At 64.1% G+C, this 14,610-nt stretch carries 15 protein-coding genes; 12 read left to right on the top strand and 3 right to left on the bottom strand.

The window, feature by feature from the left end; genetic code table 11:
- The first annotated feature begins 108 nt into the window (after window positions 1-108).
- Complete coding sequence (locus ASD80_RS00640) at window positions 109-1,770, top strand: urocanate hydratase (RefSeq protein WP_056227474.1); 1,662 nt, start codon at window positions 109-111, stop codon at window positions 1,768-1,770.
- A gap of 193 nt (window positions 1,771-1,963) precedes the next feature.
- Here ASD80_RS00640 and ASD80_RS00635 read toward each other — a convergent pair whose 3' ends face one another.
- The 3 genes from ASD80_RS00635 to ASD80_RS00625 all read right to left on the bottom strand — a co-directional run bounded on the left by ASD80_RS00635 (window position 1,964) and on the right by ASD80_RS00625 (window position 5,592).
- Window positions 1,964-2,509 (bottom strand): two-component system response regulator, encoded by a 546-nt coding sequence (locus ASD80_RS00635; protein ID WP_056227471.1) that lies wholly within the window; start codon window positions 2,507-2,509, stop codon window positions 1,964-1,966.
- A 303-nt stretch (window positions 2,510-2,812) separates the two neighbouring features.
- Window positions 2,813-3,421 (bottom strand): superoxide dismutase, encoded by a 609-nt coding sequence (locus ASD80_RS00630; RefSeq protein ID WP_056227468.1) that lies wholly within the window; start codon window positions 3,419-3,421, stop codon window positions 2,813-2,815.
- 74 nt (window positions 3,422-3,495) lie between these two features.
- Window positions 3,496-5,592, bottom strand: coding sequence for a S9 family peptidase (locus ASD80_RS00625; protein ID WP_056227466.1), 2,097 nt, complete (start codon window positions 5,590-5,592; stop codon window positions 3,496-3,498).
- A 437-nt stretch (window positions 5,593-6,029) separates the two neighbouring features.
- Between ASD80_RS00625 and mbhE the strand changes: the two genes are divergently transcribed.
- From mbhE to ASD80_RS00570, 11 genes are all read left to right on the top strand, one after another.
- The gene (mbhE, locus tag ASD80_RS00620) at window positions 6,030-8,414 is read left to right on the top strand and encodes a hydrogen gas-evolving membrane-bound hydrogenase subunit E (RefSeq protein WP_056227463.1); all 2,385 of its coding nucleotides are present in this window, start codon (window positions 6,030-6,032) and stop codon (window positions 8,412-8,414) included.
- A complete protein-coding gene (locus ASD80_RS00615; protein ID WP_056227460.1) occupies window positions 8,411-8,830 on the top strand; it encodes an MnhB domain-containing protein in 420 nt (139 codons plus the stop codon). Before mbhE ends, ASD80_RS00615 begins: the two co-directional genes overlap by 4 nt.
- Window positions 8,830-9,207 carry a Na+/H+ antiporter subunit C gene (locus ASD80_RS00610; RefSeq protein WP_056227457.1) on the top strand — a complete coding sequence of 126 codons (378 nt, stop codon included), beginning with the start codon at window positions 8,830-8,832 and terminating at the stop codon, window positions 9,205-9,207. The genes ASD80_RS00615 and ASD80_RS00610 overlap by 1 nt, the downstream gene beginning before the upstream one ends.
- A gap of 22 nt (window positions 9,208-9,229) precedes the next feature.
- Window positions 9,230-10,765, top strand: coding sequence for a proton-conducting transporter membrane subunit (locus ASD80_RS00605; protein ID WP_056227454.1), 1,536 nt, complete (start codon window positions 9,230-9,232; stop codon window positions 10,763-10,765).
- Window positions 10,762-11,241: a Na+/H+ antiporter subunit E gene (locus tag ASD80_RS00600; protein WP_056227451.1), complete on the top strand. Its 480-nt coding sequence runs from the start codon at window positions 10,762-10,764 to the stop codon at window positions 11,239-11,241. Before ASD80_RS00605 ends, ASD80_RS00600 begins: the two co-directional genes overlap by 4 nt.
- On the top strand, window positions 11,238-11,537 hold the full coding sequence (locus ASD80_RS00595) for a cation:proton antiporter (protein ID WP_056227448.1): 300 nt from the start codon (window positions 11,238-11,240) through the stop codon (window positions 11,535-11,537). The genes ASD80_RS00600 and ASD80_RS00595 overlap by 4 nt, the downstream gene beginning before the upstream one ends.
- On the top strand, window positions 11,534-11,887 hold the full coding sequence (mnhG, locus tag ASD80_RS00590) for a monovalent cation/H(+) antiporter subunit G (RefSeq protein ID WP_056227444.1): 354 nt from the start codon (window positions 11,534-11,536) through the stop codon (window positions 11,885-11,887). Before ASD80_RS00595 ends, mnhG begins: the two co-directional genes overlap by 4 nt.
- Before the next feature lie 131 nt (window positions 11,888-12,018).
- Window positions 12,019-12,441, top strand: a complete 423-nt coding sequence (locus tag ASD80_RS00585; RefSeq protein WP_056227441.1) for a MucR family transcriptional regulator — start codon at window positions 12,019-12,021, stop codon at window positions 12,439-12,441.
- Between the two features lie 161 nt (window positions 12,442-12,602).
- Complete coding sequence (locus tag ASD80_RS00580; RefSeq protein WP_320410321.1) at window positions 12,603-12,995, top strand: helix-turn-helix domain-containing protein; 393 nt, start codon at window positions 12,603-12,605, stop codon at window positions 12,993-12,995.
- A complete protein-coding gene (locus ASD80_RS00575) occupies window positions 12,985-13,488 on the top strand; it encodes a DUF6456 domain-containing protein (RefSeq protein ID WP_056227438.1) in 504 nt (167 codons plus the stop codon). The genes ASD80_RS00580 and ASD80_RS00575 overlap by 11 nt, the downstream gene beginning before the upstream one ends.
- Window positions 13,489-13,541: 53 nt before the next feature.
- A complete protein-coding gene (locus tag ASD80_RS00570; protein WP_056227435.1) occupies window positions 13,542-14,609 on the top strand; it encodes an acyltransferase family protein in 1,068 nt (355 codons plus the stop codon).
- Window position 14,610: the final 1 nt, after the last annotated feature.

The raw sequence follows: 14,610 nt of genomic DNA, 5'->3' as shown, positions 1-14,610 counted from the left end.
GGGTGAGGGGGCCTTCCCCTCGCACCGAGCCAAGAAAGGCCCCTCACCCGACCCGAAGGCGGGTCGACCTCTCCTCCAAAGGGAGAGGTGAAGAAAGAGAGTTTCACCATGCCCACACCCAATCCCCGCCACCCGAACTTCCCCATTCCCGGCGGTCCCGAGCTTCGTGCCAAGGGCTGGCGGCAGGAGGCGCTATTGCGGCTGCTGGAGAATGTGCTGAGTGTCGGGGAGAACCCGGACGATCTGATCGTCTATGCGGCTTTGGGCAAGGCGGCGCGGAACTGGGCGGCGCATAAGGGAATCGTCGAGACGCTGTTGCGCATGGACGAGGACCAGACGCTGGTGATCCAGTCGGGCAAGCCGATCGGGCTGCTGAAGACGCATGCGAAAGCGCCGCTGGTCATCATGGCCAATTGCAACATCGTGGGGCAATGGGCCAAAGCCGAGGTGTTCTATGAGCTGGAAAAGCAGGGGCTGATCTGCTGGGGCGGGCTGACGGCTGGGGCCTGGCAATACATTGGTTCTCAGGGCGTCATTCAGGGCACCTATGAGATTTTCATGCGCATTGCCGAGAACCGTTTCGGCGGCTCGCTGGCCGGGCGCTTTATCCTCACCGCCGGGCTGGGCGGCATGGGCGGAGCGCAGCCGCTGGCCGGGCGCATGGCGGGGGCGGCGATATTGTGTGTCGATATCGATGCGGAGCGGGCGCGGAAGCGCAAGGAGATCGGCTATCTGGAGGAGATCGCGCCGGACCTCGATACGGCTCTTGATATGATCGAGCGGGCGGTGGCGGAGAAGCGGGCGACGTCGGTCGGGCTGGTGGGCAATGCGGCGGAGATTTATCCCGAAATCGCTAAGCGCGGCATCGTGCCCGATATCGTCACCGACCAGACGAGCGCGCATGATCTTGTCTATGGCTATGTGCCCAAGGGGGTGAGCCTGGACGAGGTGAAGCGCCTACGCGTGGAAGGACCGGGGCAGTTGATGGCGGCGAGCCAGGCTTCCATCGCCGACCATGTGCGGGCCATGCTGGCTTTCCAGCAGGCGGGCAGCGAAGTGTTCGACAATGGCAACCTGATCCGCACCCAGGCCAAGGCCGGCGGGGTGGAGAATGCCTTCGACATCAAGATTTTCACCGAGGCCTATCTGCGGCCGCTGTTTGCGCGGGCCATCGGGCCGTTCCGCTGGATGGCGCTGTCGGGTGATCCGGAGGATATCAGCAAGATCGACGACAAATTGCTGGAGATGTTCCCGGACAACCGGATCGTCACCAACTGGATTGCGCTGGCGCGGAAGCATGTGCCGTTCGAGGGCCTGCCGGCGCGCATCGCCTGGCTGGGGCATGGCGAACGTACGGCTCTGGCGCGGGCGGTCAACGCCATGGTGGCGGATGGGACGCTGGCCGGGCCGGTGGCCTTCAGCCGCGACCATCTCGATGCCGGGGCCATGGCGCATCCCAATATCATGACCGAGCGGATGAGGGATGGTTCGGACGCGATTGCCGATTGGCCGATCCTCGATGCCATGCTGTTGTGTTCGTCCATGGCGGACCTGGTGGTGGTCCATTCCGGCGGTGGTGGCTATGCGGGCTATATGACGTCAGCGGGGGTGACTGTGGTGGCTGATGGTACGTTTGAGGGTGACGAGCGGCTGGCGCATGCGCTGACCAATGATACGGCGCTGGGCGTGATGCGTTATGCCGATGCGGGGTATGACGAGAGTTTCGAGGAGATCGCCGAGAAGGGGATCGGGCATATCAAGGTGGGGTGAGGGTGTTCCTCGCCATCGATTTTAAGTATGCGCCCCTCCCCCTTGAGGGGAGTGATCGAGGGTGGGGGTCCGTCAGTGGACCACAGAACTACCCCCTCACCAGCTTTGCTACGGCCCTTCGGGCCGAGCGGTGCTACCCTCCCCTCAAGGGGGAGGGTGGGCAGGAGCCGTGATATCGAAGGAGTTGGGGCCTTCAGCCCTCGAGTCCCGGATGCCTGGGTTTGCGGCGATCCGGAAACAGCGGGACGACATTGTCGGTGATGCGGCGGGTCGGCACCGGATGCGGGGTCGGTAGGGGCGCGCGGTTGCGGCGGTCGGGGCCGCGATAGCCGCCGAGGACGCCGACGACGCTGCGGGTGCGGAGGCGAGCCTGGATACGTTGCAGCAGGTGGCGCGGCGACATTGGCTTGATGATGACTTCGTCGATACCGGCGCTGATGGCCTGGTGGCGCATCGGCGGGGTAATCGTGCGGGTGAGCGCGATGACCGGCACGTCCTGGCTGATCAGCGTATTATTGAGGCGGATGGATTCGACCATTTCGTAAGCCGGGCGACCGTCGCGGTCGAAATCGCAGACCAGCATGTCGAGCGGGGCGATGCGCATATAGGCGATGAGTTCGATATCGCTCTCGAACTGGCGCACCTTCAGATGTGAGTCGCCAGCCACCACCATCGCCAGAAGTGACGACAGTGCAGTATTGGCCGCGATGATGGCAACGACCCTGGTCGGCTCGGACACTGGCTTTCCCCAATAGTAAATGAAGCGTTACCATGAGGGAATGTCCGGAAGAAGGGGCGGGTTCCGGAAATGGCTAATGGCTGGGGGAAAAGAGGTGGCGGGGCGTGCCCCAGAGGGCCTCAAACGTCGCGCGTCACCCTCGGGCCTGACCCGAGGGCTCTATACTTGCTGAGCGCTCGTTAAGTGAAGAGCCCTCGGGTCAGGCCCGAGGGTGACGGTCGGTGGGTGTGAGGGCGAAGCTGCCTCATTGCATGAAAAAGCCCGCCGGAGGGCGGGCTTGATGCTTACGAAGCGAGGCGAAGATTACGCCCTGGCTTCGTCGAACATCAGTTCCACATGGTCCCAGTTCACCAGGTTGTCGAACCAGGCTTCGAGGTATTTCGGACGGGCGTTGCGGTAGTCGATGTAATAGGAATGTTCCCACACATCGACGCCCAGGATGGGGTGGCCGCCATGGACCAGGGGCGACTCGCCGTTCGGGGTCTTGGTGACTTCGAGCTTGCCGTTCTTGACCGACAGCCAGGCCCAGCCGGAGCCGAACTGGGTGGTGCCAGCAGCGATGAAATCGGCGCGGAACTTGTCGAAACCGCCCAGGTCGGAATCCACGGCCGCCTGCAACTTGCCCGGCAGCTTGTTGCCGCCGCCATTCGGCTTCATCCAGTTCCAGAAATGGACGTGGTTGTAGTGCTGGCCGGCATTGTTGAAAAGGCCGGCATTCTTGCCGTAGCTCTCCTTGACGATGTCCTCCAGCGGCAGGATTTCGAGGCCTGAGCCTTCCAGCAGCTTTTCGCCATTGGTCACGTAGGCCTGGTGATGCTTGTCGTGGTGAAACTCGAGGGTTTCCTTGGACATGTAGGGGCCGAGCGCATCATAGGCGTAGGGCAGGGGCGGCAGGGTGAACTTGGTAGACATTGTGGCCTCCGATTTTGGGATTAGACGCTGAGGAATTTCGGCACTGGTATAGGCCGATTGTGACGACACAACAATCAGTTGGAACCGAACGATCCTTCCAATCCGACCGCATTGAGCGCAAAGGCATAGCACTCGGCGGTTTCCTTGAGGCGGTCGAACCGTCCCGAGGCGCCGCCATGGCCGGCCCCCATATTGGTCTTGAGGTATAATGGCGCATTGCCGGTCTTGGTTGCGCGGAGCTTCGCCACCCACTTGGCCGGTTCCCAATAGGTGACGCGCGGATCGGTGAGGCCGGCCAGCGCGAAGATGGGCGGATAGTCCTGCGCGGCGACCTGCTCATAGGGGGCATAGGCGGCGATGCGGACGTAGTCTTCGGCCGAGGCGAGGGGATTGCCCCATTCGGGCCATTCGGGCGGGGTGAGCGGCAGGGTTTCGTCGAGCATGGTGTTGAGCACGTCGACGAACGGCACCTGGGCGATGATGCCACCCCAGAGGTCCGGCCGCAGATTGGCGATGGCGCCCATCAGCATGCCGCCAGCCGAGCCGCCCTGCGCCACGATGCGACCCTTGGCCGTGTAGCCCTTTTCGACCAGCATTTCGGCGGCGGCGATGAAATCGGTGAAGGTGTTGGTCTTGTGCTCGCGGCGGCCTTGCACGTACCAGCGATAGCCCTTTTCCATGCCGCCGCGGATATGGGCGGTGGCGTGGATGAAGCCGCGATCGACCAGTGACAGGGCGGAGATGGAAAAGGCCGAGGGCATGGACATGCCATAGGCGCCGTAGCCGTAGAGCAAGGCCGGCGCGGAGCCGTCGAGCTTGGTGCCTTTGCGATAGAGCACGGTGACGGGGACTTGCTCGCCGTCGGAGGCGGTGGCGAAGAGGCGGCGGGTCTCGTAGTCATCAGGATTGTGGCCGGAGGGCACTTCCTGCTCCTTGAGCAGGGTGCGGGCGCCGGTTTGCAGATCCATGTCATAGGTGCGCGACGGGGTGGTCGGCGAGGAATAGCTGAGGCGGAAGACCGAGGTGTCGAACTCGTAGCCCACCGACATGCCGAGGGAATAGGCTTCCTCGTCGAACCTGACGGTCTCTTCCGTGCCGCTGCGCAGGTCGCGGACGACGATGCGCGGCAGGCCCTCGAAGCGTTCGAGCCGCAACAGGTGATTGCGGATGACGATCGTGTCGAGGATCAGCACGCCCTGCTGGTGGGGGATGAGGTCCACCCAGTTCTCGGCGCCGGGATTGTCGGCGGGGGCGACGGCGAGCTTGAAGTCCTCGGCGCCATCGGCGTTGGTGCGGATGTAAAGGACGCCATCGCGCTCATCGATATCGTATTCACGGTCGGTGAGGCGGGGGGCGACGAGGCGGGGGGCGCCACCGAGTTCGGCATCGATCAGCCAGCATTCGCTGGTCTGGTGGTCGTGGGCGTCGATGACAATGTATTTGTCGGAAAGGGTGCGGCCGACACCGACGAAGAAGCCGGGGTCTTTCTCTTCGAAGATGATCGGATCATTGGCCTGATCGGTGCCGATGGTATGCAGGCGAATGCGATAGGGGCGGTGGTTGTCGTCATATTCGGTGTAGTAGATGGCACTGGAATCGTTGCTCCAGACATAGGAGCCGGCGGTTTCCCGGATGACTTCGGCACTGTCCTTGCCGGTATCGAGGTCACGGATGACGATGTCGTAATATTCAGAGCCGGCGCGGTCGGCGGCCCAGGCGAGATAGCGGTGGCTGCGGTCATGCTCGGCCCCGGCAAAGCCGAAATAGGCGTCGCCGGCTTCCACATTGCAGTCGAGCAGCACGGTTTCCGGGCCGCCCTCGCGCGGGGTGCGGACGATCAGGGGATATTGCTTGCCCTCGAGCATGCGCGAATTATAGGCGAAGGGGCCGTCGGGCGAGGCGATGCCGCTATCGTCTTCTTTGATGCGCCCGCGGATTTCCTTGTAGATGGTGTCCTGCAGTGCCTTGGTGCTTGTGCCGAATTCGGCCTCGTAGAAGGCGTTCTCGGCTTCGAGATAGGCGCGGATATCCGGCGCTAGTGTCTCGGGCTTCTGCATCACCTCCTGCCAGTTATCCGCGCGCAGCCAGTGCCAGGGATCGTCGCGCTGGATGGTGTGGAAGGTCACGCTATGCGACTTCCGGGCGGCGACGGGGGGCGTGGGCTTGGTCATGGGGGCGTTCCGTAGAGGCGGTCCCCTGACATAGGACGGGGCGACAGCGATGGGAAGGGGGCGGCACTTTCAGTGTTTCCTCGAGCTTCCCCTGGTCCCCACGACCCCACCCTCTCCCCTTGTGGGAGAGGGTGGAAATCCGCGTCCAGCGGATTTCCGGGTGAGGGGGTCTGCGCCATCCCATGCTTTTATGCCGAAGGATAGCGTATAGCCCCCTCATCCGCCCTTCGGGCACCTTCTCCCACGAGGGGAGAAGGGAGAAGCCCAGGCATCAGCGTTCAGGGCTTTGCGCAGAAATGGGTATGGCCTGCGACCTTCGTTGGACAAATCCCCGCAGCGGGCCGTTTTGACTTGTCGCGGGGGGAGCATCCGCTAAGGTTCTGCGCGAACCGGCCACTAGAGTCGGATCGGCGGGGGTAGTGCAGGTGGGGTCAGGTATGGACGCAAGCATAGCGCTGGTGGCGATTGCGCCATTTGTTGCCGCTTTGCTGGCGCCTTTCATTCACCGACTGGCTCGGCCCTATGCGGGCTGGGTGCTGGCGCTGGTGCCGGCCGGGATATTCCTGTTTCTGCTGACGCTGATCGCGCCAGTGGTGGCCGGCGGGGCGATATCGGCGCGGATCGGCTGGGTGCCGGCCTTCGATCTCGACCTGTCGTTTTTCGTCGATGGGCTGAGCCTCACCTTCGCGCTGACCATTTCGGGCATCGGCACGCTGATCGTGCTCTATTCGGGCGCCTATCTGAAGGGCCATCCGCATCTGGGGCGGTTCCTCGGTTTCCTGCTGGCCTTCATGGGGGCGATGCTGGGGCTGGTGCTGGCCGACAACATGCTGGCTTTGTTCATGTTCTGGGAGCTGACCTCGGTCACCTCCTTCCTGCTGATCGGGTTCGACCATACGCGGCAGGCCGCGCGCCGGGGGGCTATCCAGGCGCTGGTGCTCACCAATATCGGCGGTATGGCGCTGCTGGTCGGCGCTATCCTGGTGCATCAGTTGACCGGCTGCTGGGACATGAGCGCGCTGGGCGACGATGTTCGCGCCAATGGCTTCTATGGTTTGACGCTGGCGCTGTTCCTCGTGGCCGCCTTCACCAAATCGGCGCAGGTGCCGCTGCATTTCTGGCTGCCCAATGCCATGGAGGCGCCGACGCCGGTTTCGGCATTCCTGCATTCGGCGACCATGGTGCAGGGGGGCGTCTATCTGCTGGCTCGCACCACGCCGTGGCTGGGCGGCACCGAGGCCTGGACGCTGATCCTCGTCTGCTTCGGCGGCGCCACCCTGCTATGGGGCGGGCTGGGTGCACTCAGGCAGACCGATCTCAAACAGATGCTGGCGCAGACCACCCTGGCCTCGCTGGGTCTTTCAGTGCTGCTGATCGGGCTGGGCACCGAGGCGGCCATTGCGGCCATGCTGCTCTATTTCGTGGCGCATGCTCTCTACAAGGCGGGTCTGTTCATGGTGGTGGGCGCCATCGACCACGAGGCGGGCACGCGCGATATCACTATTCTGGGCGGGCTGGCCGACCGGATGCCGGTGACGTTCATCGGCGCGGCTTTGGCGAGCCTGGCCATGATCGGCCTGCCGCTGACCCTGGGTTATTTCGCCAAGGAAGAAATGTATCTGGGACTGATGCACTGGCAGTGGTCCGACATCGCCGTGCTGGCCGTGCTGCTGGCGGGCAATGCCATGCTGGCGGGCGTTGCCATGCTGGTGCTGGTCAAGCCCTTCCTCGGTCCGGTATTGCCGACGCCGAAACTGGCACATGAGGCGCCCATCGCCATGCTTGCCGGACCCATTGTGCTCGGTGGCGCGGGTATCGTCGCCTCGGTGATGACCGACTGGCTGGGCCATACGCTGGTCGAGCCGGGGGCGGCGGCCATTCTCGGGGAGACGGTCAGCAGCCACCTGACGCTGACCATCAATCCGGCGAGCCCCTTGCTCTGGCTGTCGATTGCGACCTGGGCGCTGGGTTACCTGGTCTATCGGCAGGCTGCGGTCCTGCGGACGCTGCTGCGGCGCTTCGAGGCCGGTCTTGGCTGGACGGCGGACACGGTGTTCGATGCTGTAATGTTCGGTCTGATCCGCTTTTCGGGCGCGGTGACGCGGCTGCTGCATCATGGGCGGCTGGAAATCTACCTGGCGACGGTGTTTGCCGGGCTGGCGCTGGCGCTGATCGCGCCGCTCGGGCTGCTCAACGGTTATGACGTGCTGCTGCCCAATGCCGACCTCGGCAATTGGTCGGCCAAGCTGAGCTGGCCGCAATTGCAGCCTTATGAATGGGGTGTGATGGCGCTGGCGCTGATCGGCCTGGGCGCCGTGCTGCTGGCGACCAACCGGCTGGTGGCCATCCTGGCGCTGGGCATCCAGGGTACATCGGTGGCGCTGATCTTCCTGCTGTTCGGCGCGCCCGACCTGGCCTTCACCCAGTTCATGGTGGAGGTGCTGTCGGTGGTGATCCTGGCGCTGGTGATGACGCGGCTGCGGCTCGACGAACTCGACCAGCGGCCGCTGGAAGACCTGGCGCGCGACGGCATATTGGCGCTGGTCTGCGGCGCCGGTGTCAGCCTGCTGCTGATGGTGGTGCTGTCCGGAACGCTCGATACGCGGCTGTCGGACCTGTTCACCGCCACCAGCGTTCCGATCGCCCATGGACACAACATCGTCAACGTCATCCTGGTCGACTATCGCGGCTTTGATACGCTGGGTGAAATCTCGGTGGTCATGGCGGCGGGCATCGCCGTCATGGCGCTGCTGCGGCGGCGGAACAAGCCGGCCGTGCCGGCAAGTCCGGCGCCGCGGCGCCGGCGGAAGGCGGAATCATGAACTCATTGATCTTCCGCACCATCGCGCCGCTGATCGTTGCCGTGATGCTGGTCTTTTCGATTTATGTCTGCCTGCGTGGCCATAACGAGCCCGGCGGTGGCTTCATCGGCGGGCTGATCGCCGCCTCGGCCATGGCCATCCTCGGCATGTCGGGCGGCGCCGGGGAAGCGCGGCGCGCCTTGCGCATCGACCCCCTGGCCATTGCCGGCTTCGGCGTGTTCATCGCCGGGCTCTCCGGGCTGCTGTCGCTGTTCACGGGCACGCCCTTCATGACCAGTATCTGGGTCTATCTCGAACTGGGGCAGACGACAGTGCCGCTGTCGACGCCGATGGTCTTCGATATCGGGGTGTATTTCGTGGTCTTTGGCACCATCTCCGCCGTGGCGCTGGCGCTCGAAGGCGAGGAGGGGCCCTGATGGATTATGTGCTGGCAATCCTGGTGGGATGTTTCGTGGCGCTGGGCGTCTATCTGCTGCTGTCGCGCTCGGTCATCCGCATGCTGATCGGCATGACCATATTGGGCAATGGCGTGAATCTGCTGATCTTCACGGCCGGGCGGCTGACGCGGGAAATCGCGCCCATCGTTCCGGCGGGGCTCGACCAGCCCGATGGGCCGATCGCCAATCCGCTGCCGCAGGCGCTGATCCTCACCGCCATCGTCATCGGCTTTGCCATGTTCAGCTTCCTGCTGGTGCTGGCCTTCCGTGCCTATCAGAGCCTCGATGCCGACAATACCGACACCATGCGCGTGGCCGAGCCGGTCAACGAGCCCAACCCGCCGCTGAGCTACTGACATGGTGGAAGTGCCGCAAGCCATGATCGAGACCGCCACCGCCGCCGCCGACTGGGTCGTGGTGCTGCCGCTGGTGCTGTGCCTGATGGGCGCCGCGGCGGCGCTGATGCTGCGCAAATCGGGTGGGCTGACCTTCATCTTTGCCGTGCTGATCGTCTGTGCCGTCATCGCCTGCGAGGTGACGCTGCTGCTGCGCGTGTTCGATAGCGGGCCACTGAGCATGACCATGGGCAAGTGGCTGCCGCCCTTCGGCATCAGCTTTGCCGCCGATATTTTTGGCGCCGGCTTCGCCTTGACTGCCGCGGTGGTGACGCTGGCGGTGCTGGTCTATGCGCAGGGCGAGCGCGGCGCCGAGGATGGGCGCGACGGTTTCCACTCCATGGTGCTGCTGCTGCTGGCCGGCGTCACCGGCTCGTTCCTCACCGGGGATCTGTTCAATCTCTATGTGTGGTTCGAGGTGATGCTGATCGCCTCCTTCGGGCTCATCGTGCTGGGCGGGCGCCCGGCGCAGCTCGATGGCGCGGTGAAATACGGCTTCCTCAATTTCCTCGCCACCACCTTTTTCCTCCTGGCGCTGGGCCTGCTCTATGGCCTGCTCGGCACGCTCAACATGGCCGATATATTGCGGGTGGCGCCATCGGCCAATCCGGCGGCAATTGCCGGCGTGGCGGCCTTGCTGCTGCTTGCCTTCGGCATGAAAGCCGCCGCTTTTCCCGTGAATGCCTGGCTGCCTGCCGCCTATCACACGCCGCCGGCCGTGGTTTCGGCGCTGTTTGCCGGGCTGCTGACCAAGGTGGGCATCTATGCCATGCTGCGGAGCCTGGTGGTGCTGCTGCCGGCCAGCCGCGATCTGCTTGAGCCGGTGCTGGTCGCTATCGCGCTGGCGACGCTGCTGATCGCCCCGCTAGGGGCCATTGCCGAAACCAACCTGCGCCGCGCCATCGGCTTCCTCGTCATCGGCGGGGTCGGCTCGGTGCTGGTGGGCATCGCCGTTCCGTCGCTGGCCGGCGTGAGCGGGGCGGGGCTCTATATATTCCACGCCATCCTGACCATGACCGCGCTCTATCTGGTCGCGGGCCTCATCGAGAGCCGCACCGGGCAGACCGACTCCCGGCAGATGGGCGGCCTCTATGCCGCGAGCGCGCCGCTATCGGTGCTGTTTTTCGTGCTGGTGCTGGCCACGGCCGGCGTGCCGCCCTTCCTCGGTTTCTGGCCCAAGCTGCTGCTGCTGCAGGCGGGCCTGGGCGAAGGAAGCTGGGTGGGCGGCCTGGTGGCCGCGGCGCTGGTCGTCAATGCCGTGCTGACGCTGATTGCCGGCTCGCGGCTCTGGGCGCATATCTTCTGGCGAGCGGCGCCGGCAGGCGCGTTGATGCCACCCGCGCCGCCACGGCACACCATCTGGCTCCGCTACGGCGCGACCGGTGCGCTGGCGGCCGTCGTGGTCGCGGCGGGCCTCTGGCCCAACGGCCTGTTCGAGGCATTGCGCGTCGGCGCGCCGGACCTGCTCGATCCATCCCGCTATGTCGCCGCCATCGGCCTGGCAGGAGGCGCGCCATGAACCCGGCAATGACTGTCGTCGTGCTGGCCCTGATCTGGGCCGCCATCACCGGCACCTTCAGCGGCCTCAACCTGCTGCTCGGGGGCGCCATCGGCATCCTGGCCGTGCTGCTGCTGCGGCGCAGCCTGGGCCCGCCGCGCCGCTTCCGCCAGCTTCGCAATATCGCCTCGCTGACAGTGCTGTTTCTCTATGAACTCGGCGCCAGCGCCGTGCGGGTGGCGATCGTGGTGCTGACGCCGGACCTGAAATCGGCGCTGCAGCCGGCCATCATCGCTTTTCCGCTGACCGTAAAATCCGATGCCGAGATAACGCTGCTGGCTAATCTCATCACGCTGACGCCGGGAACCCTGAGCGTCGATGTGAGCGAGGATCGCAGCCTGCTCTACGTGCACGCCCTGGCCTTCGGCACGCGCGAGGGGCTGATCGCCGATATTGCTGGCGGCTTCGAAGCCAAGGTGCGGGAGGTCTATTCATGAGCGCGGCCGATATCCTCTCCTGGTCGACGCTGATCGCCCTGATCATCCTGGGGCTGGCGCTGCTGATCTCGGTGGTCCGCATCATCATCGGGCCGACGCTGGGCGACCGGGTGCTGGCGCTGGACCTGATGACGGTCATCGCCATGGGCCTGGTCGGCACCATAGCCATTCGCACCGGCCTGATGCTCTATCTCGATATCGCCATCGCGCTGGCGCTGCTCGGATTTCTCGCCACGGTCGCGCTCGCGCGCTACATCATGTCCCGCGCCGCAACCCAACCGGATGACGCGCCATGATCGTCGATATCGCCACCTATGCCGGTTGCCTGCTGCTGCTGCTGGGCGCGCTGTTCAGCCTGGTCGCCGCCATCGGCGTGGTTCGCCTGCCGGATCTTTTTACCCGCATGCACGCCGCGTCCAAGGCCGGGGCCGTCGGGGGCGGACTCGTGCTTCTGGCAGTTGCCTTGCTGTGTTTCGACGTCGGCGTGGCCATGCGGGCAATAATCGGTGTTGTATTCCTTTTGCTCACCACACCAGTCTCAGCGCATCTCCTTGCAAAAGCAAGTTATCGCACCAGTGGTCAATATCGTGTGAACATGGTCGTTGATGAACTTAAGTCTAAAAGTAGCCAAAATCATCGCGCATAACTGCCGCTATTGGTAACATGTTAATTGCGTCATATTGGGTTGCGGACGGCATTAAACAGTCATAGGAATGAATCATGGCTGTGACTGCCCTTTGTCGCGGTCCAATAAGAATAATGGAAGGTTGAAAATAAATGAGTGACACCGCCGGCTCGGCGACCGGTTACGAGCACGACTTGATCGAGCTCAGCACCGAAATCGTCTCAGCCTATGTGAGCCACAACTCCGTAAGCGTGACCGATCTGCCCAAGCTGATCGCTGACGTTCATGGGTCGCTGCGCGCTCTTCAGACGAACGAAGTCCAGGTTCCTGTTGAGGAACTCAAGCCCGCCGTGCCGATCCGCAAGTCCGTTGCTGCCGACTACATCATTTGCCTCGAAGACGGCAAGAAGTTCAAGTCGCTGAAGCGCCACCTGCGGACCCACTACAATCTCTCGCCCGAAGAATACCGCGAGAAGTGGGGCCTGCCGGCCGACTACCCGATGGTTGCGCCGAACTACTCGGCAACGCGTTCCAAACTGGCCAAGGATAATGGCCTGGGCCGCAAGGCCGCCTGACGCAAACTCTCCGCTAAGAAACGTCGCGTCCGAACCTCTGGACCCCGGCGAGAACGAAGCTTCAAACGGTCGCCTAACGGGCGGCCGTTTGAATTTGAGCCGGCACTTATCCCCGCGGGCTTTACTCGTCGCAGAATATAGGAATTAATTCCTTAACTGCGATGAGGTTCTCCATGCACGACTCTGTTTCACCCGGCCAGCCCAGGGCGCCCGCCACCTGGCATAGTATGGCGCGATGCGCCTGCGACGACGTGATAGCTCTGGTGGCTCGGCAAAAAAACGTGCCGATTCGCTTGCTTACTCACACAAGTCGCAGCCGGTTGCCGGTAGCAAGGGCACGGCAACTGGCCATGTACCTGTCCCATGTCATGCTGGGCCGCAGCCTGCTGGAGATTGGCGAGGCCTTCGGCAGGGATAGGACAACTGTCTCATATGCCTGCGCCCTGATCGAAGATATGCGAGACGACCCGGCCTTTGACGATGAAGTATCGCGGCTCGAGCGCCAGATCGAGGCGGCGATGACCGGGGTGGAGGCCTTGAGCCATGCCGCCTAGCACGCGCGACGATGATGCTCTGGCCCGGCTCGGCGCGAGTCGCGTTGCAAGGGGACCGGCCTTTCTCGGCGCTCATCACCTGCTGGCGGCCGAGCGGCTTGAGCAACTGATCCGGCGCGCCCAACTCGCGCCGCGGGTGACCATGTCCTATAACCCGGCCGCCGTCGGGGGCGGGGGACGAGCAGCCAATGGCGTTGAGACGGCCTCGCAGGGCGCCGCCGATGCCCGGCTTCGGCTCAGCCGCATCGCGGCGGACCTGCCTGCCGATTGCTGGGGCGTATTGTTCGATGTCTGCGGGTTGGGCAAGGGCCTGCAACTGGTGGAAACCGAGCGGCGCTGGCCCCGGCGCAGCGCCAAGCTGGTGCTGCGGATCGGCCTCGACCAACTGGCCAGCCAGTTCGGGCTTCGCGCCCAGGCGACCGGCCCCGAGCAGGGCAGGGCGCTTGGCTGGCTGGGCGAACGCCTGCCGCTGATCGCCGATGCCGGGTCTTAACTACATCCGCAACTGTAATACTTTGGCCCGGTGGTGGCATGTTAAATACGGGCATGCGGCAAAAGTTCATCACCATCCAATACCTGCGCGGGTTTGCGGCCATGCTGGTGCTGGCGTCGCATGCGCTGCTCTATCCGCTGGTGGGCGACCATCTCGGCTTCGGCCGGCTGGGCTGGCTTGGGGTCATCCTGTTCTTCGTGATTTCCGGCTTCATCATGGTTGCGGTGACTGGCGAAGGACGGTTTTCCGCCCCGGCCTTCCTGCGCCGCCGCTTCATCCGCATCGTGCCGATGTATTGGGGCGCGACGCTTCTCGCCGCCGCCCTGGCGCTGCTGGCGCCGCAAATGTTCAAGACCACGGTCTACGATACCGGCCAGCTGCTGCTGTCGCTGATGTTCGTGCCCTTCTACAATCCGGTCAGCCACGGCATCCATCCGCTCTACAAGCTCGGCTGGACGCTGAATTATGAAGTCTTCTTCTATGTCTGCTTTGCGCTGCTGGCCTTTCTCGGCGCGCAATCGCGGGTCGTCTGGCTGACGGCGGCCTTTACGGCGCTCGCCGTGCTGGGGGCGCTGCTGCAGCCCGAGCCGGCCATTGCCCAATTCTATACGAGCTTCATGCCGCTGGCTTTCTGTGCCGGCGCCTGGCTGGGGCTGGCGACCTTGCAGGGCCGCCTGAGCGGCCTGTCGGCCGGGGCAGTCTGCGTTGCGCTGGTCCTGGGCCTTGCCGGACTGGTGGAGGGATTTGTCTTCGGCGAAGGGCTGGTCGAGGACGGCTTTGCCTTTATCGGCCTTGTCGCCTTCGCTTCGTCGCTGGTGCTGCTCGCCGTGCGTTTCGAGCGCCTTCTGCCGCGCGTGGCCATCCTCGAACATATCGGGGACGCGTCTTATTCGATCTATCTCGTGCATATTTACGAGGTGGCGGTGCTGTCCGGGCTGGTGTTCAAGCTGCTGGACCCGGCCAATCTATGGGCAGACTACCTCGTTGCCGCGGTATCGATCATCGGCGGCACGGCGGCCGGCCTGGTACTCTATCGCTTCGTCGAGCAGCCGTTGCTGCGGTTCTGCAATGCCGCCTTCGGCGGGCGGCGAACCGAAGTGGCGCCCGCGCCGGCCGAATAGC

The organism is Devosia sp. Root635, assembly GCF_001427605.1.
Classification (GTDB): domain Bacteria; phylum Pseudomonadota; class Alphaproteobacteria; order Rhizobiales; family Devosiaceae; genus Devosia.
The sequence above is the reverse complement of the archived record's forward strand: the minus strand, read 5'-3'. Positions and strand labels throughout refer to the sequence as shown.